Source organism: Pseudomonas jilinensis, assembly GCF_003586265.1.
Taxonomy (GTDB): domain Bacteria; phylum Pseudomonadota; class Gammaproteobacteria; order Pseudomonadales; family Pseudomonadaceae; genus Halopseudomonas; species Halopseudomonas phragmitis.
Map to the genome: position 1 here is coordinate 94,459 of NZ_QJSA01000003.1, position 22,288 is coordinate 116,746.

The 22,288-nt window shown below is 60.6% G+C and carries 20 protein-coding genes; 11 read left to right on the plus strand and 9 right to left on the minus strand.

The genetic code is table 11. The features are described from left to right. Positions 1–96 precede the first annotated feature (96 nt). Together C2846_RS03965 and C2846_RS03970 are read left to right on the plus strand one after the other, a co-directional pair. Positions 97–981, plus strand: a complete 885-nt coding sequence (locus C2846_RS03965; RefSeq protein ID WP_080049458.1) for an HDOD domain-containing protein — start codon at positions 97–99, stop codon at positions 979–981. Positions 982–1,031: 50 nt separating this feature from the next. Further along, positions 1,032–1,550: a glycine cleavage system transcriptional repressor gene (locus C2846_RS03970; RefSeq protein WP_080049457.1), complete on the plus strand. Its 519-nt coding sequence runs from the start codon at positions 1,032–1,034 to the stop codon at positions 1,548–1,550. A gap of 113 nt (positions 1,551–1,663) precedes the next feature. Here the strand turns inward: C2846_RS03970 and rarD are convergent, their stop codons facing one another. Next, positions 1,664–2,563 (minus strand): EamA family transporter RarD, encoded by a 900-nt coding sequence (rarD, locus tag C2846_RS03975; protein ID WP_080049456.1) that lies wholly within the window; start codon positions 2,561–2,563, stop codon positions 1,664–1,666. Between the two features lie 58 nt (positions 2,564–2,621). After that, on the minus strand, positions 2,622–5,513 hold the full coding sequence (locus C2846_RS03980) for a hybrid sensor histidine kinase/response regulator (RefSeq protein WP_119700738.1): 2,892 nt from the start codon (positions 5,511–5,513) through the stop codon (positions 2,622–2,624). Between the two features lie 101 nt (positions 5,514–5,614). On the opposite strand from C2846_RS03980, the gene C2846_RS03985 reads away from it, so the two are divergent. Genes C2846_RS03985 through C2846_RS03995 form a run of 3 tightly spaced genes read left to right on the plus strand, consistent with a single transcriptional unit; the run spans position 5,615 to position 7,887 of the window. Further along, on the plus strand, positions 5,615–7,132 hold the full coding sequence (locus C2846_RS03985; RefSeq protein WP_119700739.1) for a DUF1538 domain-containing protein: 1,518 nt from the start codon (positions 5,615–5,617) through the stop codon (positions 7,130–7,132). Next, positions 7,129–7,476 carry a transcriptional regulator gene (locus tag C2846_RS03990; RefSeq protein WP_119700740.1) on the plus strand — a complete coding sequence of 116 codons (348 nt, stop codon included), beginning with the start codon at positions 7,129–7,131 and terminating at the stop codon, positions 7,474–7,476. The genes C2846_RS03985 and C2846_RS03990 overlap by 4 nt, the downstream gene beginning before the upstream one ends. Positions 7,477–7,491: 15 nt before the next feature. After that, positions 7,492–7,887, plus strand: a complete 396-nt coding sequence (locus C2846_RS03995) for a CBS domain-containing protein (RefSeq protein WP_119700741.1) — start codon at positions 7,492–7,494, stop codon at positions 7,885–7,887. A gap of 6 nt (positions 7,888–7,893) precedes the next feature. On the opposite strand, the gene trkA is transcribed toward C2846_RS03995, so the two are convergent. The 4 genes from trkA to C2846_RS04015 all read right to left on the minus strand — a co-directional run bounded on the left by trkA (position 7,894) and on the right by C2846_RS04015 (position 12,946). Then, entirely contained in the window at positions 7,894–9,270 is a 1,377-nt protein-coding gene (trkA, locus tag C2846_RS04000) for a Trk system potassium transporter TrkA (protein WP_119700742.1), read from the minus strand. Between the two features lie 111 nt (positions 9,271–9,381). Continuing rightward, positions 9,382–10,065 carry a response regulator gene (locus tag C2846_RS04005; protein ID WP_205890104.1) on the minus strand — a complete coding sequence of 228 codons (684 nt, stop codon included), beginning with the start codon at positions 10,063–10,065 and terminating at the stop codon, positions 9,382–9,384. Further along, the gene (locus tag C2846_RS04010) at positions 10,061–11,488 is read right to left on the minus strand and encodes a sensor histidine kinase (protein ID WP_119700744.1); all 1,428 of its coding nucleotides are present in this window, start codon (positions 11,486–11,488) and stop codon (positions 10,061–10,063) included. Before C2846_RS04010 ends, C2846_RS04005 begins: the two co-directional genes overlap by 5 nt. A gap of 9 nt (positions 11,489–11,497) precedes the next feature. Continuing rightward, on the minus strand, positions 11,498–12,946 hold the full coding sequence (locus C2846_RS04015; RefSeq protein ID WP_095624856.1) for a TrkH family potassium uptake protein: 1,449 nt from the start codon (positions 12,944–12,946) through the stop codon (positions 11,498–11,500). Between the two features lie 236 nt (positions 12,947–13,182). Between C2846_RS04015 and C2846_RS04020 the strand changes: the two genes are divergently transcribed. Further along, positions 13,183–14,004, plus strand: coding sequence for an SDR family NAD(P)-dependent oxidoreductase (locus tag C2846_RS04020; RefSeq protein WP_205890090.1), 822 nt, complete (start codon positions 13,183–13,185; stop codon positions 14,002–14,004). Positions 14,005–14,012: 8 nt separating this feature from the next. On the opposite strand, the gene C2846_RS18605 is transcribed toward C2846_RS04020, so the two are convergent. Next, complete coding sequence (locus tag C2846_RS18605) at positions 14,013–14,162, minus strand: hypothetical protein (RefSeq protein ID WP_165443752.1); 150 nt, start codon at positions 14,160–14,162, stop codon at positions 14,013–14,015. Positions 14,163–14,334: 172 nt separating this feature from the next. Between C2846_RS18605 and C2846_RS04025 the strand changes: the two genes are divergently transcribed. The 3 genes from C2846_RS04025 to C2846_RS04035 all read left to right on the plus strand — a co-directional run bounded on the left by C2846_RS04025 (position 14,335) and on the right by C2846_RS04035 (position 17,085). After that, on the plus strand, positions 14,335–14,883 hold the full coding sequence (locus tag C2846_RS04025; RefSeq protein WP_165443753.1) for a TetR/AcrR family transcriptional regulator: 549 nt from the start codon (positions 14,335–14,337) through the stop codon (positions 14,881–14,883). An 82-nt stretch (positions 14,884–14,965) separates the two neighbouring features. Further along, a complete protein-coding gene (locus C2846_RS04030; RefSeq protein WP_119700746.1) occupies positions 14,966–15,898 on the plus strand; it encodes an alpha/beta hydrolase in 933 nt (310 codons plus the stop codon). Between the two features lie 5 nt (positions 15,899–15,903). Beyond that, a complete protein-coding gene (locus C2846_RS04035) occupies positions 15,904–17,085 on the plus strand; it encodes an MFS transporter (RefSeq protein WP_119700747.1) in 1,182 nt (393 codons plus the stop codon). Here the strand turns inward: C2846_RS04035 and C2846_RS04040 are convergent. Both C2846_RS04040 and C2846_RS04045 read right to left on the minus strand, forming a co-directional pair. Further along, a complete protein-coding gene (locus tag C2846_RS04040; RefSeq protein ID WP_080049443.1) occupies positions 17,082–17,993 on the minus strand; it encodes a ribose-phosphate diphosphokinase in 912 nt (303 codons plus the stop codon). The two genes, C2846_RS04035 and C2846_RS04040, sit on opposite strands and share 4 nt — an antisense overlap. Then, a complete protein-coding gene (locus C2846_RS04045; RefSeq protein WP_080049442.1) occupies positions 17,993–19,561 on the minus strand; it encodes a thymidine phosphorylase family protein in 1,569 nt (522 codons plus the stop codon). The genes C2846_RS04040 and C2846_RS04045 overlap by 1 nt, the downstream gene beginning before the upstream one ends. A gap of 146 nt (positions 19,562–19,707) precedes the next feature. On the opposite strand from C2846_RS04045, the gene C2846_RS04050 reads away from it, so the two are divergent. Continuing rightward, positions 19,708–21,708 (plus strand): marine proteobacterial sortase target protein, encoded by a 2,001-nt coding sequence (locus tag C2846_RS04050; RefSeq protein WP_165443754.1) that lies wholly within the window; start codon positions 19,708–19,710, stop codon positions 21,706–21,708. Further along, positions 21,701–22,261 (plus strand): class GN sortase, encoded by a 561-nt coding sequence (locus C2846_RS04055; protein WP_080049440.1) that lies wholly within the window; start codon positions 21,701–21,703, stop codon positions 22,259–22,261. Before C2846_RS04050 ends, C2846_RS04055 begins: the two co-directional genes overlap by 8 nt. The last annotated feature ends 27 nt before the right edge of the window (positions 22,262–22,288 follow it).

Here is a 22,288-nt window from a genome sequence, read left to right on the forward strand (position 1 = left end):
AAGAAACAATCGGCCATTATACAGGGTGCCAAGCGGGCCAGTCTCCGGCTAAACTCGGAGTTTCTATCCTATCCGTTAGCCACGAAGTAGACGACGATGACCCAGGAACTCACTGAGGACCAGATCCGCCACGCCTTGCAGGGCATCAGCGTGCCGCCACAGCCGCAGATCATGGTCGATCTGCAGATGGAGCAGGTCATGCCCGATCCTGACCTCAAGGTCATTGCCCGGCTGATCAGCCAGGACCCGGGACTGGCCGGTAGCCTGCTGAAGATCGTCAACTCGCCGTTCTTCGGGCTGGCCAACCGGATTACCTCGATCCAGCAGGCAGTCAACCTGCTCGGGGTCAAACGGGTGATCAACATCGTCAACGCCCAGTCGATCCGCGGCGAGCTGACCGATGAAAACATCATCAACCTCAACCGGTTCTGGGACAGCGCCCAGGATGTCGCCATGACCTGCATGACCCTGGCCAAGAAGATCGGCTGCGTCGAACCGGACGAGGCCTATGCCTTGGGGTTGTTCCACAACTGTGGCATCCCGCTGATGCTCAGCCGCTTCCCCTACTACATTGAGGTAATGGAAGAGTCCTACGCCGAAAGTGGCCAACGTATCGTCGATGTCGAAAACCACCGACTCAACACCAACCACGCCGTAGTCGGCTACTTCACCGCCAAGTCCTGGCGCCTGCCGCGTCACCTGTGTGAGGCGATCGCCAGCCATCACAACGCCCGGCAGACATTTCAGGAACAGGGCAGCAATGACGCCCAGCTGAAAAACCTGTTGGCGATTCTGAAAATGGCTGAACACATCTGCCAGGCCTATCGGGTGCTGGGTAACCAGAGCGTCGACCATGAGTGGAACGCCGTGGCCGAACCTATCCTCGAATACGTCGGCCTGTCCGAATACGACTTTGAACATCTGGAAGCGGTGTGCCGAGACATGATCGCCAGTGGCGATGGCCGCTACTACCATGACTGAGTGGCTGACCTGATTCAGCAGCCGCCCACCACCAAGACAGGAGCAACTCCATGACTACTCCACTCGTACTGACCGTGATCTGTGCCGACAAACCCGGCCTGGTGGAAAGCCTCGCCCAGACTATCAACCGCCATGGCGGCAACTGGCTGGAAAGCCGCATGGCCCGCATGGCCGGCCAGTTCGCCGGGATCCTGCGGGTGGATATCGCCAGCGACAAGGTGGAAGCCCTGCGCATCGATCTGGAAGCGCTGTCGCACCAGGGTATCAATATTCAGGTCGCCGTCAGCGGCCAGGCCGAAAGCCCGGCACAGTCCAGCCTGCGGCTCAACCTGCTGGGCAATGACCGCCCCGGCATCGTCCACGAAGTATCCCAGATACTGGCCCGCCACGGCGTCAATGTCGAAAGCCTGGAAACCGAATGCACCCCGGCCCCGATGAGCGCCGACCTGCTGTTCAAGGCCGAAGCCCATCTGGGCGTTTACCCGCAAACCGACCTGGCCGCCCTGCGCCGCGACCTGGAAAGCCTGGCCGACGACCTGATGGTGGAAATTCATCTGGATGCGCAGTGATCTGAAGGATCAACATTCGAATGTGCTCCATTGCGGCACATTAGCCACCCGCCTCGACGCGCTGAAGAAGTCACCTTGCCAAGGGTTGGTCTGGTGTTAAGCCTTGGGGCGCCTCAGCTTTGCAGTAATCGGCTCTGACGATGGGCCCGCCACACATCCAGGCTGTAGATCAAAAGTCCGGTCCAGATGCAGATAAAGGTCAGCACCCGCTCAAAGGTCAAGGCCTCGCCGAACAGCCATACCGCCTGAATAAACACCATGCTGGGGGCGATGTACTGGAAGAACCCCAGCATCGACAGCGGAATCCGGGTAGCCGCAGCGGCGAAGCACATCAGCGGTATCATCGTCACCGGCCCGGCGGCCACCAGCCACCAACCGAGCGGGCCGCTGTACAGCGCCGGACTCAGGGTTTGGGCATCGATAAAGAAAAACAGATAGATCAGCACCAGCGGCACCAGCAGCGCGGTTTCGACCCACATGCCGCTCAGGGCATCCAGCGCCACCTTCTTGCGCAACAGTCCGTAAAAGCCAAAGCTCAACGCCAGCGCCATGGCAACCCAAGGCATGCGACCAAGCTTCAGTAGCTCCAGCACCACCCCGGCACTGGCCAGCAAAACCGCCAGCCATTGCAGGCGACGCAGTCTTTCACCGAGAAACAGCAGCCCCAACAATACGTTAACCAGCGGATTGATGTAGTAGCCCAGACTGGCGTCGAGCATCTGGTCATTGTTCACCGCCCAGATGAATACCAACCAGTTGAAGCCGATCAGCAGGCCGCTGGCGGTCAGCATCAGCAGTCGCCTAGGTTGGCGCAGCAATTCGCTCAGGGCGGCGCCACGGCGTAGCAGAACGATCAGCAGCGAGGCGAACACGCAGGACCAGAGCACCCGCTGGCCCATGATTTCGCTGGCCGGCAAACTGGCCAACAGCTTGAAGTACAGCGGCGTGACGCCCCACAGGGCATAGGCCAGCAGCGCCAGGATGACGCCATGGCGAGCCGTGGTTGCACTCATGCAGACTCCAGAATCCCGTGCCCTTCAGCGCGCACGAACTGATCTCAGGTAACGATGCTCAGGCCAACTGGCGCTGCACCTGTTGCAACGCTTCACGCAGATCATGGATCTGCAGCGGCTTGGTCAGATAGCGCAACACATCCAGGTCACTGACCCGCTCGCGGTCTTCCGGCAGAGCGCCGGCACTGATCACGATCACCGGAATATCCCGGGTTCTGGCGCTGCTGCGTAATGAACGCAGCAAACGATCGCCCTGCATATCCGGCAGGTCGATGTCCAGCAGCAACACCTCGGGTGGGCGCTCGGTAATCAGATGCAGGGCCTCAAGGCCATTCTCGATCAGGGTGACCCGCGCCAGTCCGCTCAGCGCATGCTCCACCAGGATCTGACTGGAACGATCATCCTCGACGTAGACCACATTCAGCAGCCCGCTCTGCGCCGCTTGATCATCATTGGTTCGGCTGCCGGGAGCAGCGGCCGCCGGCAGTTCGATCCAGAAGCTGCTGCCAACCCCTTCCTGGCTGCTACATCCCATGCGCCCGCCCATCAACCCAGCCAGTTCATTGCACAGCGCCAGGCCAATACCGGTACCCTTGATCGTGCTGTTCTCATGACCCAGACGCTGGAACGGCTTGAACAGCAGGGTCTGGTTGGTCAGGCTGATGCCCCGGCCGCTGTCGTTGATCCGCACCTGCCAGAGGTCTCCAACAGGTTCGCAACTGACGCTGACGCTGCCCTGCGGACGGTTGTACTTGATGGCATTGCTGAGCAGATTAAGCAGTACCTGACGCAGGCGCCGGGCATCGGCCACGACCAGCACCGGCTGCTCGGGCAGCAAATTATCCAGGCCCAGGCCGGCGGCTTCCAGCTCGGGGCGCACCTGTTCCACACATTCGAGTACCAGTTGCCGGGCATCCACGGTTTCCAGATGCACCTGTGGTCGTTCGGCTTCAATCCGGGCCAGATCCAGCACATCGTCGATCAGCGAACCCAGATGCTGGCTGGCATGCAGGATCTGCTCGACCTGGCGACGCAGCTTGGCATCATCGCCGCGTTTCTCCAGATCCAACTCCAGCAACTGGGCAAAGCCCTGGATCACGTTGAGCGGGGTGCGCAGTTCATGGCTCATGCTCGAGAGGAAGCGGCTCTTGGCGATATTGGCCGTTTGCGCCTGCTGGCTGGCAGAACGCAAGGCCTCCTGAGTCGCCTTGATCGCATCGATATCGACATGGGTTCCAGCCACCCGCAGCGGCCGCTGGCCACTGTCGCTGGTGCCGACCACTCGGCCCCTCCCCAGTACCCAGTGATACTGCCCGGCACTGTCACGCAGCCGATACTCGGCCTCCAGCCGCTGGTTGAGCCGGCTGGGTGCCAGGCTGTCGCGCGCGGCCATCAGGTCATCCGGGTGAATCCGTTGGAAGAACCGTTCCAGCGGCAAGCGGGTAGCCTCCAACCCCAGACGTTCGGGCAGGCGCCCCTGAATCTGAACCTCGCGCTGGTCCAGATCAACCTCCCACAGACTTTCAGTAGTCGACTCCAGAACCCGCTCCAACTGGTCACTGGCCTGCTGACGCTGCTGTTCGCTGTCGGCCAGTTGTCGACCCATTGCCACGGTGGTGGAGGCCATCTGATCCAGCTCACTGATCGGTGAGGCCTGACGCTCAGGGAACCAGTTACCCTCACCGATCTCGCTCATCATCCGCCCAACGCCGGCAATCGGTTGCTCCAACTGGTGGCTGAGCTGGCGCGAACGAATCCACATGCCGGCAAAGAACAGCAGATAGAACAACACCAGCCCGGCGATCAGCAGATAGCCGATCCGCTGGAAATGACTGGCCAGATCATTGGTCTGGCGAAATACCTCGGCCTCATCGACTACGGTAATCAGTTTCCAACCGGTCTCGGGAATGGTCGCCCAGGCCGCCAGCTGACTGCGCCCACCCAACCGCACAGGCTCAACCCCTTCACCCTGACTGGCTACCAGAGCGGCCAGATCACGAGTGTCGCCGCGTTTGCTCAGATTAAAGTCAGACGGCTTGAAGATTTCCTGGCGAATCGCTTCGTCGTAACTGAAGTCGGTCAACTCGGTCAGGCCCAGATCAGCCTCGCCGGAGGCTGGCAGTGCCATGATGTTCAACTCGTCGCTGACCAACATGGCATAACCGCCCCAGGGCACCCGCAGACTGGAAATTTCCTGAAGGACGTTGCCAACGGTGATGTCCAGTCCGGCGACGCCCTCGAGGAAGTCACCACGATAGACCGGCGCCAGCGCCGACATCATCCAACCCTGCCCGGCCGGATCAACATAAATGTCGGTCCAGACCACCCGCCGCTCAGGGTTGTGCTCGGCATCGGCCAGGTAATAGAAGTTGTAGCGCGGAATATCCATGTCGTAGGGATACTGGTCCGGAGTGTAGAACCAGGGCCAGATCCGGTTGTAGCTGTCATGCGTGTTGAAATACACCGCCGCCACCAGGCTGTTGCGCTCCTCGGTATCTTTCATCAGCCGGTCGAGCTGGGCCACCCGCATGACCTTGTCCAGATCCTGGCGCTCAGGCGGGGTCACCGCCGAGTAGAACACTGCCGCCCGACCATCATCACTGCGGCTGTAGAGAACATTGTTGGCATCGCGCTCCCAACGTGCCCGCTCCTGGGCATCATCAAATACGTCAGGACGAGTCAGTACGTCCTCCACCTGGCCGCCGAACAGGGCAGTCAGGTCGCTGATGTGCTGCAGGCGCTGACTGACCAATTCGGCCTCCTGACCGGCTGAGGTTTGCAGGTCACTGAGCGCGGCCTGGCGCAGATGCTCGATCTGGGCATCGCGAATCGCTGCGTTGGTCAACAGGTAGGCTGCTACCAGCACCGTCTCGACAAGAATTAGAGGGATCAGGGCGCTCTGTACAAAGGCCCGCCACATCCACTTGCGCAAGCTGGTCGCTTTAGTCATTCCATGTCCACTTTTTTATCGAGTACCTTGACGGGTGTCAGTAAGATGCCACCGGCCTCTGCTAGTATGGTCCAGTAATCAACGCCGGGACCGCGCCTATTGTGAATGATCTGAAGGTATTCTGGGATACTCTCAAACACTCTTTCCGCAATCTGCTGCCTATTGTGCTGGTGGTTGGGTTGTTCCAGAGCCTGGTTATCGGTCAGGTACCCGATGGTCTGATCGGCATGCTGGTCGGTCTGCTGATCGTGGTGTTCGGTGTGGCGATTTTTCTTCAGGGCCTGGAACTGGGCATTTTCCCGGTCGGCAAGAACCTGTCCAATGCCTTCGCTCGCAAAGGCTCGCTGCCGTTGCTGATGATTTTCGGTTTTTCTCTGGGCTTTGCCGCTGTGATTGCCGAGCCGGCGCTGATTGCGGTTGCCAGTCAAGCCGAGCTGATCAGCGAAGGTCGCATCAATGCCCTTGTTCTGCGCACCCTGGTCGCCACCTCGGTCGGGGCGGTGGTCGCGCTGGGGGTGTTGCGTACCCTGCTCGGCCACTCACTGCACTGGTACATGATCTGCGGCTACCTGCTGGTGGTGGCGGTGACCTTCTTCGCGCCCGAGGAAATCGTCGGGCTGGCCTATGACTCCGGCGGGGTCACTACCAACATTGTCACCGTGCCACTGATCGCTGCACTGGGCATCGGCCTGGCCTCCTCGATCAAGGGCCGCAACCCGCTGGTACACGGTTTTGGCCTGGTCGCACTGGCGGTGATGGTGCCGATGATCGTGGTCCAGCTATACGGCATCGCCGTATTCACCCTGTGGCCGGCCGACCCGAACGCTGCACTGGATGGCCTGAACGGGCTGGCCAGCGAGGCAGAAAGTGTGCTCGTGCCGAGTATCGCCAGCTACCTCCTGGGCATGCTCGGTGATCTGCTGCACATGCTCCGCGACGTGCTGCCGATCATCGCTGTGATCCTGTTCTTCCAGTACGCGGTGATCCGCAAGCCGATCCCCTACCTGCGCCGGGTGAGCATCGGTTTCGCCATGGTGATTGTCGGCCTGTACGCCTTTGTGGTCGGCCTCAAGCTAGGGCTGTTCCCGGTCGGCCAGAGCATGGCCGAGCAACTGATGGCGCTGGATACTCTGGGCTATATCTATTTGTTCGCCTTCTGCATCGGCTTCGCCACCACCATGGCCGAACCGGCCCTGATCGCCATCGGCGAGCAGGCCGAGGAAGCGGCCCATGGCCGGCTCAAAGGCAATCACATCCGCATTCTGGTGGCGCTTGGTGTTGCCATCGGGATCACGCTTGGGGTTCATCGGATCATCACTGGTGATTCGATCCACTATTACATCATGGGCGGCTATGCGCTGGTCATCATGCTGACGGCTCTGGCGCCCAAGTTCATCGTGCCGCTGGCTTTCGATCTGGGCGGGGTGACCACTTCGGAGGTCACGGTGCCGCTGGTTACCGCGCTGGGCATCGGCCTGGCTTCACAAATCGAGGGCCGCAGCGTCCTCATCGATGGCTTCGGGCTGATCGCCTTCGCCTCGATCTTTCCTATAGTTACGGTGATGCTGTACGCCATTGCCATGGAACAGCTCAGCCGCTTTAGAGGAGCAACTGCATGAAATTCTCGGTACTGGTCGCCATGCTCGCCGAGGACCTGGAAGAACAGGCCATCGCCTCGGCCAAAGCCGCCGGCGCCGGCGGCGTCACCCTGCTCAACGGTCGCGGTTTGGGTGCCGAGCAGAAAAAATCGTTCTTCGGCCTGACTTACGAAGGCAGCCAGTCGGTCATGATCTTCGTGCTGGAGAAGAAGCTGTCACTGCGGGTGATGAAGCAACTGGTCAAGGACCTTGATCTGAAAAACCATACCCGTGGGGTGGTGTTTACCCTGCCAATCGAGCACATCGCCGGCATCGCCCACCAGCAGATCGAACAGTTCGAACAATTGATCAAGAATGAAATCTGACCAGGAGCCCGGCCCATGCTAGTCAAGGACATCATGAAGTCCAACGTCATCACCATCTCCGCCCTGGCCACTGTGCGCGAGGCCATGCAGAAGATGCGCCAGCACGGCATCAAGTCGCTGGTGGTGGAAAAAGGCAATGAGCACGACGCCTATGGACTGATCACCTACACCGACATCCTCAAGACCATTGTCGCCGAAGAGGGTGACATCGACTTGCTCAACGTTTACGACATCTGCGCCAAACCGGCACTGATCGTCTCACGCGAGCTGGACGTGAAGTACGTGGCAAAGCTCATGGTCAACATGAGCCTGCCACGGATTCTGGTCACCAGCGCCAACGAACTGGTCGGAATCATCACCATGAACGACATTGTCGGGGCGATTCTGGAGATGGCCGACGGGGATTGCTGAAAGCACTCAGAGGAAGGCCAGGCCCACCTGGAACAAACGCTCGACCCGGAGTACGTCACGTTTGTCGGCGACGAAGATGATCACATGATCACCAGACTCGACCTGGGTGCTGTCATGGGCAATCAGTACCTGCTCACCTCGTACTAGTGCGCCCACCGTGGCACTGGCAGGCAGCTCCAGTTCATCGATACGTCGCCCCACTACTTGCGAGCTGCCCTGATCACCATGCGCAACTGCCTCTAGTGCTTCGGCTGCACCACGGCGTAGTGAGTGCACAGCAACGACGTCGCCTCGTCGCACATGAGTCAGCAGCGCGCCGATGGTCGATTGCTGGGGTGAGATAGCAATATCGATCAGCCCACCCTGAACCAGGTCGACGTAGGCAGGGTTGTTGATCAGAGTGATTACGGTGCGCGCGCCCAGTCGTTTGGCCAGCATCGAGGCCATGACATTAGCCTCGTCATCATTGGTCAAGGCCAGGAACACATCGACCGATTCGATCCCCTCTTCTATCAGCAACTCGCGGTCTGAGGCATTGCCATGCAGTACCACACTGCGATCCAGGTGCTCGGACAACCACTGACAACGATTGCCATTGTGCTCAATCACCTTTACCCGGTAACTGGACTCCAGGCTGGCAGCCAGACGCGCACCAATGTTGCCGCCACCGGCGATCAGAATGCGTTTGTAGGGTTTATCCAGCCGCCGCCACTCGCTCATGACCTGACGCATGTCCTCCCGGGCAGCAATAAAGAACACCTCGTCGCCAGCTTCGATCTGCGTATCGCCGGTGGGCACCAGCGATCGTTCGCGGCGAAAAATGGCCGCCACCCGGCTATCGATATTGGGCATGTGTTCGCGCAATGAGGCGATTCGCTGACCAACCAACGCACCGCCCGGCTCTGCTCTGACCGCCATCATCTGGGCTCTGCCGTCAGCAAAGTCCAGCACTTGCAAGGCCCCCGGGTACTGGATCAAGCGTTTGAGATGGCGGGTAACCAACTCTTCTGGACTGATCAGCACATCCACCGGCACGGCGGCCTTGGCAAACAGAGCCTGCTCATGAACCAGGTAATCATGCTCGCGCACGCGGGCAATTTTTGTGGGGATGTTAAACAGGCTGTGCGCCACCTGGCAGGCAATCATGTTGATTTCATCTCTGCTGGTTACCGCCACCAGCATATCGGCATCTTCACCACCGGCCTGGGCCAGGGTTACCGGATGAGAGGCCGGGCCACACAAGGTGCGCAGATCAAGACGATCCTGCAGCATCCGCAGGCGCTGAATATCAGTATCAACCACTGTGATATCGTTCGCTTCACCAGCCAGGTGTTCGGCCAGTGTGGCGCCGACCTGACCAGCGCCAAGAATGATGATTCGCATGCGACTCTCCGTCGAAAGGCATGCCTCATTGTCTTGATGCTGCGCGTAAAAAAACCATGCCCGCTTTGCCGGGTGATAGTAAAAAAACCGTATACGCTGCCAAACGCGTTCTCAGCCGATAAACCGATAGCCGACTCCGGCCTCGGTTTCAATGTAACGTGGTGCTGTGGGATCATCATCCAGCTTGCTGCGCAGCCGGCCAATGAAAATCCTCAGGTAGTGGGTATCGTGACTGTGATGCGGTCCCCAGATGTCCTTGAGCAACTGCTGCTGGGTGATGATGCGTCCGGGATGACTGATAAGACAGCGCAGAAGTTCGAATTCCTTGCGCGACAAGTGCACATCCTCATCTCCCAGACGAACCCGGCGAGCTTGCAGGTCAACCTTCAGGTAGCCGTCGTCGAACCCGCTTGGGGGCACCTCGATACTGGCGAAAGTTCGCAGTACTGAACGGATTCTGGCCAACAGCTCATTGGCACCGAAAGGCTTTTCAACATAATCATTGGCGCCATTGTCCAACGCCTGAACCTTGTCACGCTCACCGTTGCGTACCGACAGTACGATCAACGGCCCTAGATAAAACTCCCTGAGAGTTTTCAACAACTGCTGTCCGTCCATGTCCGGCAAACCCAGGTCCATGATCAGCACATCGGGCTGATGCAGCGCGGCCTGCGCCAAGCCTCGCCGGCCGTCCTCGGCTTCAAGTACCTGATAGCCCTGGGAGCCCAGACAAATATTCAGAAAGCGGCGAATCTGCGGCTCGTCGTCAATCACCAAAACACGTGTCACCTCAATCCTCCACACTAGCCGGCACACCCGAGAGCGGCACACTCAAACGCATGGTAGTGCCCTGCCCCGGCGCGCTACTCAGCACCCGGGAAGAACCTCCATGTGCAGCCAGAATGCTGCGGCAGATTGCCAACCCCAGCCCGGTTCCCGCCGCATACTGGTCGCCATAGCTGAAGGTATGGAACATATCGAATACCCGTTCATGATCGGCGGCATCGATTCCAGGACCGGCATCGCTAACATCGATATGCAACCAGCCAGGCTCACTGCTCGCCTGTAGACGAATGACCGCTCCTGATGGCGAGAACCGGATGGCGTTCTCCAACACATTGAACAATGCCTGCTCAATCAGAGCGGGATGCACATGCAGCAACGGTAGTTCCGCTGTCAGGCTCAGCTCCAAGTGCCTGTCTCCCAGCAGAGCCCGGCTGCGTTTGATCACTACACTGACAATATCATCGACCCCGACCCAGTCACGGTCGAGGGTCAGTTCACCATGCCCCAGACGAGTCATGTCCAGCAGTTTCTGGATATAGCGATCCAGCCTCTGAGCCTCGCTCAGGGTATTGGCCAACAGCTCGGCGCGCTGCTCCGGACTCAGGGCCGCATGCAGATCGATCAGACTCGAGACCGAGCCAATCATGGTTGCCAGTGGGGTGCGCAGGTCATGGGATATCGACGACAACAGTGCCGAGCGCAACTGTTCGCGCTCCTTGACCAGAGTTTCCTGACGCAAACGCTCGGCCAGCCGTACCCGCCCCCAGGCCAGGCGGGTCAGATCCAGCAAGGCTTCCAGCCGCTCGCGATCACGCGCCTTCAGAGCCGACTGAGCAGCCAGACTGACCGCAAGGGCATTGCCCTGACCATCCTGAAAGCCGATCAGAATACCCTGTTCATGCTGGCACCAGCCGATCCCCCCGTCCCCATCTGGTAACCGGGTCGCATCGTCCTGCAGTCGGCAGGTCCAACCCAGACAGGCCTGAACCTGCTCCATAAATCGGTTGACCACCTCGTCGGCAGCCACACAGGATGACAGTGCCCGTGCACAATCCATCTGCCGATTGCTCCAGCTCTGACTATCACGCAAGGCACTAAGCTGTTCATTGAGCCTAGCTGCCAGTTGGCCGCAAACCAGCGCCACCATGACCAGTAACCCGGCGGTCAGGATATCTTCACGATGGAACATCTGCAGCGAGAAACGCGGCTCGGTGTGCCAGAAGTTGTACGCCAAAAAGCTCAACAGTGCACAGGCCAGGGCCGGCCGAACCCGGGTATAGATCGCCGTCAGCAACACGCCGGCTAAATAGATCAGGGCCAGATTGGCGCTGGGCAGCCAGTCTGCCAGTGGCCACGCCAACAGGCTGGCCAACAGAGGCACCAGCCAGGGCAGAACCAGTGCCGGCCAGCGTGGGTGCATGGGTGTCGGCATACCTCTGCCTCAGCCGCGCCAGAACATCGGTGTGAATAGCACCATCATCGTCAACAGCTCCAGTCGGCCTAACAACATACCGAAGCATAACAGCCATTTGGCGGTTGCCGGCAGGGGCTGGAAGTTGCCCGCAGGGCCAACGATATCGCCAAGTCCCGGACCGACATTGGTCAACGCCGTGGCAGCGGCACTCAGGCTGGTCACTAGATCCAGCCCGAGCAGCGCCAATAGCAGCGTCAGTACCGCCAGCGTGAGAAAAAACAGAAAGGAAAAGGCGACTGCCGACAGAATGATATCGTCCTGCACCGTTTTGCCGTTATAACGAGTTACGAATACGCCACTGGGGTGAACCAGTTTGCGGATCTGACTGCGCAGGAACAGGTAGCTAAGTTGAAAACGGAAAACCTTCATGCCGCCACTGGTTGACCCTGAACAACCACCAATGAACATCACCACAAAGAACAGCGCCACGCTGAAGGCGCCCCACTGGGTATAATCGGCAGAGGCATAGCCCGTAGTGGTGATCACGGAAACCAGATTGAAAGTGGCCTGGGTCAAGGCGCTGAACAATGGCAGCTCACCATTCAATACCAGAAAAGCGCTCAGCAGCAACGAAACCACTGCGACAACAGACAGCAGAGCCATTACCTGACTATTGCTCAACAGCGCTAACCGTGGGCGCTGGACAAAAGCGATGATCAGGGTAAACGGCAAAGCACCAAGCAGCATGAACACAATGGCGACCCACAACACCCGTTCGTCGAAACGTCCCATGGAGCGGTCATCGGTGGCGTAACCACCGGTCGACACTGTAGTCATGGCATGATTGATCGCATCAAACAGGTTCATGCCCGCCAGCCAATAGGCCAGCATGCAGGCCAGGCTGATGCACAGATAGATCGCCACCAGCAGCCTGGCCAGCGTCTGAATGCGTGGGATCGACTTGTCCGACCAGTCAGACGACTCAGTATGAAACAGGCGCATCCCGCCGACCCGCAAAAACGGCAGAATCGACACGGCCATACCGATCACGCCCAACCCACCCAGCCATTGCAGCATAGAGCGCCACAGCAGCAAGCTCGGCGGCAACTGCTCCAGCCCGGACAGCACTGTCGACCCAGTGGTAGTGATCCCCGATACCGCTTCGAAAACGGCATCGACAAAGCTCAGTTGGAAATGGCTAAAGAACAGCGGCAAGGCGCCCACCAGCGACATACCGAGCCAACTCAGACTGGTCAAAAGATACAACTGACGGGCTACCAGATGGAAGCGTGCCTGACGCCCCAACAACACCAAGGTCAGTCCAGCACCACCAGCAATCGCCGCTGAAATCAGGAACACTGACAGCTCCGGGTCGCCGCGCCAAAAGGCGAACAACGCCACACAGGACATTAGCCCGGTCATGATCAGGGTTAGGATGCCCACTACCAGCAGTACCGGGCGAAAGAAAGCAAACATCGACAGCCTCCTATGCTGTCCGAAAGCCTAAAGCCAAACCGCATAAACAAGCGATGTCCAAAACTGCAAGCGGCTGTAAATGTTGCGTAAATGATCGATCAGCACCATAAGTCAACCATGCGCTGTCGACCGTTGGTCGCATGCCGTGCACTGATTCGAAATGTTTCTGTTGCTACTGTTGGTGGGGCAATCCCATTAAGGTGTAGCGGTTGCCAATAACTCAGGGAGTGCGGGGTATGACGACTTACCATAGAAAAATGCTGCAATTGCCGCTGCCGGGCGTGTTGCTGGTTTGGCTGATGCTCTGGCTGGTAGCACCAGCACAGGCCGATAGTCCAGCGTTCAAGGACAGGGTGGCAGTGGTGACCGGCAGCAGTTATGGCCTGGGCCGGGAGTTGGCGCTACTGGGTGCCAGCGAGGGCATGAAGCTGGTTCTGGTCGATGTCCGCCCCGAGCCTTCGCAGCAGTTGGCCGAGCAGATTCGTAGTCAGGGTGGGCAGGCGCTGGTACTGGAGGTGGACTTGGCAGACCCGGAACAGCGTGCCGGGTTGATCGAGCGGGCGCGGGCCGAGTATGGCCAGGTCGACTTCCTGTTCAACAATGCTGGCTATTCCTATCTGGCGCGGCTGGATGAAATGGATATGGACAAGGCCCGGCACCAGATGGAAGTCAATTTCTGGGCCTACGCCGATCTGGCTCAGCAGGCGATCGCGGTCATGCGGGAGCAGGACGGCGGTACTATCCTGAACGTGTCATCGATTCTGGGCATGCGCCCGGCACCAGCCAATCTGGGGCATTACGCCGCGACCAAGCACGCACTGCACGGCTTGTTCCAGAGTGCCGCGCAAGAGTTGCAGGCTGACAATATCAAGATTTTCATTGCCGCTCCGGCCGGCATGCGCACCCATATCAGCCGGCACTCCACTGGCCCGCAGGCCAATCCCGAAGTAGACCGGGCCGCCGACTGGGAAGACCCGGCAATTGCGGCCCGCGATATCTTCGACATGATCCAGGGCGAGCAGGTGGTGTTCAATCCTGGCTATATTGGCCGGCAGTAACGCGAGGGTCAGGCCTCCCCGTCGGCCATCTCCAGAATCGCCCCGAAATGTCGTTCATGGTGATGATCCCGACCAGTTCGTTGGCGCTGCTGACCAGAATCCGTGGCAGGCTCATGTTGACCATGAGCTTTGGACTTCATGATGTCCTTGGCTAGCATGGGCCGGGCTCCGGGTCAGATTTCGTTTTTGATCAGTTGCTCGAACTGCTTGATCTGCCGGTGGGCGATGCCAGCGATGTACTCGAGCGGCAGGGTAAACACCGCGACGAGCGGCAGTCAGCTCTTCTCAATAATCGTTGACAATCAGCAAAACCTACCATACGGTAGGCTCATGGATACCAAAACCCAAATTCTCAGCACCGCCGCCGACCTGCTTCAGCGCCAGTCGCTCAACGGCTTCAGCCTGCAGGACATCGCCGACCGTGTAGGCATTCGCAAGGCCAGCCTGTTCCACCACTACCGGAACAAGGATGCCCTGGTGGCCGATGTAATCGACACCAGTATTCAGGCCCTGCGCCGCCACATTGAGGCCCAGCAGGGGCAACCGGCAGCTCGGCAGTTGGAGGCGTTTTTCGCCATCTACCTCAACAGTATCGGCCCGGGCCGGCGCCTGTGCCCGGTAGGCGGAGTACTGGGCGACTGGGACCACCTGGATCAGCAACTTCGTCAGCGCGCCCAGCGCCTGCTGGACTTGCAGCATGACTGGCTGACCGGGATTGCCCTGAGCGGTCAGTGCGCTGAAAACAGCGAACAGGCCGAGCATTGGGCTGAGCGGGTGCTGATGCTGGTCCAGGGCGGGTTGTTTCTGTCGCGGGTCAAGGGCAGCCCCCTGCCGATCGAGCAGGCCATCAGCGAAGTACGCCGCGAACTCAAACGTTGATCCATGAGTTGATCCGAAGCCCCTTGGGGGCTTTTTTAACCACCGCAAAACTACCAATTGGTAGGTAGTCAGGAGCAAAACCATGAACAGTATTCGCCTCAGTCGTAACGCCCGTCTGGGCATGGTCAAAACTCTTTCGGCCGTGTTTCCGGACTATTTTGGCGCCCTTGGTGCCCGCCAGTTCGTACGCCCGCGTCAGCGCCCGCAACCACGCCACTGGCATCAGGCTTTCGACGACTTCGAGCGATTGACCGAGTCCCTTGGCGAGCAGCAGATACCACTCTGGACCCGAGGCCAGGGGCCGGTGGTCCTGCTGGTCCATGGCTGGGAAGCTGATCACTACGCCATGGGCGGTTTCGTTCAACCATTACTGGACGCCGGTTACCAGGTTGCAGCCCTGGATCTGCCGGCCCACGGGCTGGCCAGCGGTCGCGAGGGGCCACTGCCATTGTTGGCCCAGGCCATCAGCCGGATCGGCCAGCGCCTGGGCCCGCTGCATGCGGTGATTGCCCACTCGGTCGGCGGCGCCAGCAGCGCCCTGGCCATGCAGGCCTATGGTCTGGAATCCCGCCGGCTGGTATTGATCGGCGCACCGCATGCGGTGCGTTATCAGGCCCAGGCCCAGGCCCGGATGCAGGGCCTGTCACAGCGAGCGATCAAACGCATGGAACAGCACATGCAGCAGGTACTGGGCGCTCCCCTCGAACAGTTTGAAGTACCAAGGGCCCTGGCCGGACTGGAGCAAACCGCGGTGATGCTGGTGCATGCCAAAGACGACCCGGTAGTACCGATCAGCGCGGCGCAAGCCAATGCCGCCAGTTGCTCTCCCAAGACCCTATGGCTGGAAAACGGCGGCCACAACCGCCCGTTGGGCGATCAGGTGGTGATCAGGGCAGTGATGAGCTTTCTCAAGACCAGCCAGCGCCGCAACCGCTATCCGGCCGGATTGCGTTACCATGCCGGACAGTTGCATGAACGTCAGGAGTCCCTGACCAGCCTGTCAGAACAAGGATAACGATTATGCGCGGCAACCCCATCCCGGCTTTGGCCCTGGCCACCTGCGCAGTCGGCACACAAACCTTCGTGTTTGCCGGCCTGCTGATCGAACTGGCTGCCGACCTCAGCATCAGCGTGGCCACAGCCGGTTACCTGGCCGTGGCCTATGCCATCACCTATGCCCTGACCGCACCGCTGATTGCCCTCAAGACCGGGCGTCTGGAGCGCCGGCGGATGCTCTGGCTGGCGCTGCTCGGGCTGAGCCTGATCAATCTTCTGGCAGCGCTGGCCGGCAGTTTCAGCGAACTGATCGGCCTGCGGATTCTGGCCGGGCTGGCGGCCACCCTGGTAATGCCGGTGGTGCCGCCGATCATCGCTGCGCTGCTGCCGGTGGAAAAACGCGGCCAGGCTCTGGCCATGGTGACCGGTGGCATGGTCCTGGCCTTCCTGCTCGGCATGCCGCTGGGCAGCCTGATCGGCCAATGGTTCGACTGGCGCGCGACTTTTCTGCTGGCCGCAGTGCTGTGTCTGGCCGCTGCACTGATCAACCGCTTGAGCTTGCCGGTAGTGCAAAGCGAGGATGGTGCCGGCTGGCATCTGCTGGCCCACGGCTGGCAACCCGATATCCGCCGTCTGCTGCTGATGAGCCTGGCCGCTTTCAGCGCCACGTTCTGCGTAATCCCCTATATCGCCCCGGTCATGCAGAACATCGTCGGCAGCACCGAGCAGGTGGCGTTCTCGCAGATGCTGGTTGGCGTCGGCGCCCTGATCGGCATCACCATCGCCGCCCGGCTTGGCAACTCCTCCAGCCCGAACCGGGTGCTGGTGCGGATTTTCATGATCATCGCCATGACCCAGGCGTTGTACTCAGTCGCCATGCTGGTGTTCCCCGAGCAGGGGCTGGTCAGTTGGCTGAGTCTGGGGGCAGCGGTACTGTTCGGCGCCGCCGCACTGTTCGCCCTGACGCCGCTGGTCCAGGCCCAGTTGCTCGAGGCCGCACCGGGGGCGCGTCAGGTCACGGTCGCGTTGAATGGCTCGGTGATGTTTCTCGGCCAGGGTTTGGGGGCAGCACTGGGCGCCTGGGTCAGCCAGTTGCTCAGTCTGCAGCTACTCGGCCTGACCGGCATGCTGGTGGCGCTGCTCGGGGCGCTCTGTGCCTGGCAGTGGCAGACACCGAATGCCGAACCGGTTATGGAAAAAAGCTAAGGCTTTCCGCCAACAGCCAGCACCTGCTTGAGACTGGCCGCCAGCACGGGCGCCATGGTGATGGCATTGCTCGGGTGGGCGATGCAGTCAGTACTCCAGACCTCGCCAATCCCAGCAGCCCGGATCACGTCCAGGGCATCCTCGGCAAACAGCGCGTGGGTAACCGCCACGTCCACCGACACCGCACCCGCAGCCAATAACTGCTCTGCGGCCCGGGCCAGGGTATGCCCGGAACTGGCCACATCATCCATCAGCACCACCGCCCGCCCCTGCAGCGGGATATCCGGTAGCTGAATTTCAACCTGCCGATCACCGTGGCGGACCTTCAGGCAGACGCCATAGTCAAAGCCCTGGCGCCGAGCTGCGCTTTCGACCCACTGGGCCGACTCGGCATCGGGGCCAACCAGCAGCGGGTTGTCACGCCGCCCGGCAATCAGCTCAGCCAGTCGCGGTGCGCCCGACAGGGCAATGGCCTGCTCACGGGGGATAGCCTGCTGTAAATGACTGATCCGGTGCAGGTGTGGGTCGACCGTAATCACAGCATCGAACAACTCACCGAGAAAGCCGCCAACAATGGTCTGGCTGACGATTTCACCGGGATTGAAAGCGATGTCCTGGCGCATATAGGCCAGATAGGGTGCCACCAGCACCAGCCGGGCAATCCCGAGCTGACGGGCATGCCGGGCGATCAGCAGCAGCTCGACCAATTTGTCATTAGGTCGATCCAGGCTGCGATAAAGCACCAGAGTACCAGGCAGCTCCTGGCCTTGGGAAAACGGCAGGGTAAGCCGTAGTTCCTGGTCAGGGAAGCGGTGGCTGATGACCTCGGCACAGGCCAGCCCGGCGGCTTCAGCCAGGCGCCGGGCGGGCGCCTGCTCATCGGCAAAAAATAACAGCAAGGTATCCATCAGAACTCCACATTCAGATCCACCAGTTCCTCGGCCCGACCAATCATGAAGCCAGTAAAGCGTTCGCTGGCCTGGCGGGCGAATTGCAGTTCGGTCGGATAGGCCGCGTATACCCGGTACAGTGGCTGGTCACGCGCAACGCTGTCACCCAGCCGCACCAGCATATCGACTCCGGCCCCCTGGGCCCCGGGGGCCCCGGCCAGCCGGGCGATGCGCGCCAGTTGCAGGTTGTCGATCGCGATCACCACACCATCGGTCGCCGCCGTGACCTCAAAGCCCAGTGGCGCCAGAGGCGGCTGTTCAGGATCGAACAGCTTCGCCCCCTGAGCCGCGATAATCGCCTGCATTTTCTCCAACGCCCGGCTGGAGCCGAGAATGTCGCGGGCAATGGCAAAGCCCTCGCCGCCTCGCACATCGGGGTCGAACTCGAGCATCCGTCCGGCCAGACGCAAGGACTTCAGCCGCAAATCATCTGGTGCCTGCGGGTGATTGAGCAGCACCTGCATCACATCCCGCGCCTCCAGCACCGGACCAATGCCTCGACCAATCGGCTGCCGGCCATCGGTAATCACCACCTCCAGATGCAGCCCCATACGTCCGGCAACGAACTCGAACAGCTTGCGCAGGCGGCGCGCTTCCGGCATCGAGCGCACCTTGGCAGTCGGCCCGACCGGGATATCCAGCAGCAGATGGGTCGAGCCGGCCGACACCTTCTTCGACAGGATAGACGCCACCATCTGCCCGGGCGAGTCGATCGACAGCGGGCGCTCGACCGCAATCAGCACATCGTCGGCCGGCGACAGATCGCTGGTACCACCCCAGGCCAGACAGCCGCGATGGGTATGCACCAGATCACGCAGGTCATCGAACGGCAACTCGACATTGGCCAGCACTTCCATGGTGTCGGCGGTGCCGGCCGGCGAGGTAATCGCCCGTGACGAGGTCTTGGGGCACAGCATGCCGTGTGCTGCAACGATCGGCACCACCAGCATCGAAGTGCGATTGCCGGGTATACCGCCAATGCAGTGCTTGTCGACCACCGGGTGCTCATGCCAGTCCAGACGACGACCAACCCGGCTCATGGCATCGCTGAGGTAGAACACTTCCTCACGGTCCAGTTCGCCCTGGTTGCAGGCCACCACAAAGGCGGTCAATTCAATCTTCGAGTAACGATGGGCGGCGATGTCCTCGACAATGGCGCCAAAGTCCTTGCGACTCAGACGCTCACCCGCGATCTTGCGGTGCAGGGCCGGAATCGAACGGGCCGGTTCGGCCTGCGAAACGCTGACCGCATAGCCTTCAGCCAAGCCCAACTGGGCGAAGGCATCCTCCGACAGACCCAGTTGGCCACAGTCAACGATATTGTCGTCATCCACCACATTGAGGCTGGCGAGAATCCGCCGGCCATTGCCGCGGACCTCAACCTTGGCCAGGGCCTGAAAACCCTCGGCACGATACAACTCGCACTCACGGTGCAGGTAGGCAACGTTCTCGCGGTAAGTGTCGATCCCGACACGACGCAAGCGCAACGGTTGCGGGCTGTCACTGCTATTGGAAACCTGAGTCATGGCAACTCCTGTGTCTGTGTTTGAACTGTAACCGCCACCCTCAAACCACGCCAATGACCTCGATCAGTCCATCCACACATAAACCACATCATCGTCACAAACAGCCCGGCGACACTGCAGCGGTCAATCACTCAGGGAGGTGCGCCATGCAATCCAGATTCGGATGGTTATTCATTATCAGCCTGCTATTTACCCTGCCCCCGGCTCAGGCTCAGGAGTCGCGCACAGCGTTGCTTGATCAGGCCGGGACCGGGGTATTTCTACTGCGCAACGACAACCAGTCGGCCTGGGAACCAGCGCTGCTGCTTAATACCGAAATGGAAGTCACCATCAGCGGCCCGTTGGCCCGGGTAAGAATTCGCCAACGCTTCAGCAATCCCGGGCTGGCCTTTGCCGAAGGCCTGTATGTACTGCCCACGTCCGAGAATGCCGCAGTGCACGGCATGCAACTGGAAATCGGCGAGCGCCGGATCATCGGTCAGATCAGGGAAAAACAGCAGGCGCGGCAGGCCTATGAACAGGCCCGGGCCAGTGGCCAGCGCGCTGGTCTGGTCGAACAGCGTCGGCCCAACCTGTTCAGCACTTCGGTAGCCAATATCGAGGCCGGCCAGAGCATTGCCGTGACGTTGGAATACACCGAGCTGCTGGTTCCCGATGCCGGGCGCTTCAATCTGCGCCTGCCGCTGACCATGACCCCACGCTACACCCCCGCCCCGCAACCGAGCGACAACCCCGTGCCCGTCGTACACCCGTACACCGCCGTGGAAGGCCCGATCGTTGAAGGCCTGTGGCGTGACGGGCCATCGCACCAGGCGCGCCTGGATATCTATCTGGACGCCGGCATGCCGCTGGACAGCATCCACAGCCCCAGCCACCAGCTCGACCATGACTATGATGGCCGTGGCTACCGGATTCAACTGGCCCACAATCCAGTGATCATGGACAGCGACTTCATCCTCGAATGGGCCCTGCCGGCCGATATTGGCAACCAGGCCGCGGTATTCAGCGAAACCCTGGACGACGGCCACTACGCCCTGCTGATGCTGTCGCCAGCCGAGCGCCCGGTCAGTCACGTACGCCAGCCTCGTGAAGTGTTGCTGATCGTCGACACCTCCGGCTCGATGCAGGGTGAGCGGATGCGCCAGGCCCGTCAGAGCCTGCTGCATGCCCTGGACCGGCTGCAACCGGAAGACCGCTTCAATCTGTTCGAATTCAACCACCAGCACAGCCAGCTGTTCCGCCAGCCGGTGCCCGCAGATGCCACACACCTGGCCATGGCCCGCGACTGGGTCAACGCCCTGTACGCTTCGGGCGGCACCGAGATGCTGCCGGTCCTGCGCGATGCCCTGAGCCAACCCAGCGAGCCGGGCTACCTGCGCCAACTGATCTTCATAACCGACGGCTCTGTCAGCAATGAACAGGAAGTACTGACCATGATCCAGCGGCGACTGCACAATGCCCGGTTGTTCACCGTCGGTATTGGTGCCGCCCCCAACAGCTACCTGCTGCGCAAGGCCGCCGAGATCGGCCGCGGCCAATTCACTCCGGTCAATGACCGCGACGGCGTGGCCAGTTCGATCAACCGGCTGTTCGAAAAACTCGAATCCCCCGTACTGACTGATCTGCGCCTCGAACTGGAAGACGGCATTCAGGCGCAAATCTGGCCCGAGCGGCTGCCTGACCTGTACGCCGGCCAACCGCTGGTGGTAGCGCTGAAACTCAACCGTCTGCCCGAGTCCATCACCCTGCACGGTCACCAGCCAGAACCCTGGCAGCAACAACTGTGGCTGCCAGAAGCACAGCAGAGTCCGGGCACGGCCAAGCTCTGGGCCCGCAGCAAAATCGAATCGCTGATGGACCGGCTGGTTCAGGGTGCGGCCGAGGCCGAGGTACGTGAAGCGGTGCTTGAGGTTGCCCTGCAGCACCAGTTGATGAGTCGTTACACAAGCTTCATCGCTATCGAAGAAACTCCGGTGCGCAGCCCTGATGAGGAGTTGCTGAGCCAGCAGATCCCCAATCTGAACCCGGCCGATCATCACCTGTACCCGCAAACCTCGCTGGGTTTGCTGCGCCTGTGGTCACTGGCCCTGCTGCTGTTCGCTGCTGCTCTGGCTCTGCTGATCCGTCGCAGGCCCGCCCATGCGTAAGCTGCTGATCGCCAGCCTGCTGCTCGGTGCCCTGGCGCTGAGCGGCCAGGCGCTGTGGCTGCAGGCCAAGGCCGAGCTGGCGCAGTGGCTGATCGCACGGGCCTGGCAACAACAACTGGCCGAGGGGGTGGCCGTCAAACCCTGGTCCTGGGCTGATACCTGGCCGGTTGCACGGCTGATCACACCCCAGGGTCAGGATCACTATGTACTCGCTGGCGTCAGCGGCCAGGCCCTGGCCTTCGGCCCCGGCCAACTCGACAACGGCGTGACCCCCGGCCAACTGGGCACCCTACTGCTGGCCGGGCATCAGGATAGTCACTTCGCCTTTTTGCAGCAGCTCAAGCCCGGAGAGATAGTGCAGATCGAAGCCACCGATGGCCGCCGCTACCGCTACCGCGTCGGCCAAAGCGACGTAGTCGACAGCCGCCACCAGCAGATTGAGCTACAACATGACCAGGCCGAGCTGCGCCTGGTCACCTGTTACCCATTTTCTGCTCTGACCAGCGGCGGCCCGTTGCGCTATGTGGTCAGTGCCTGGCTGGAGCACGAATGATTGCGTCCAGCCCAGCATTGACGCCAC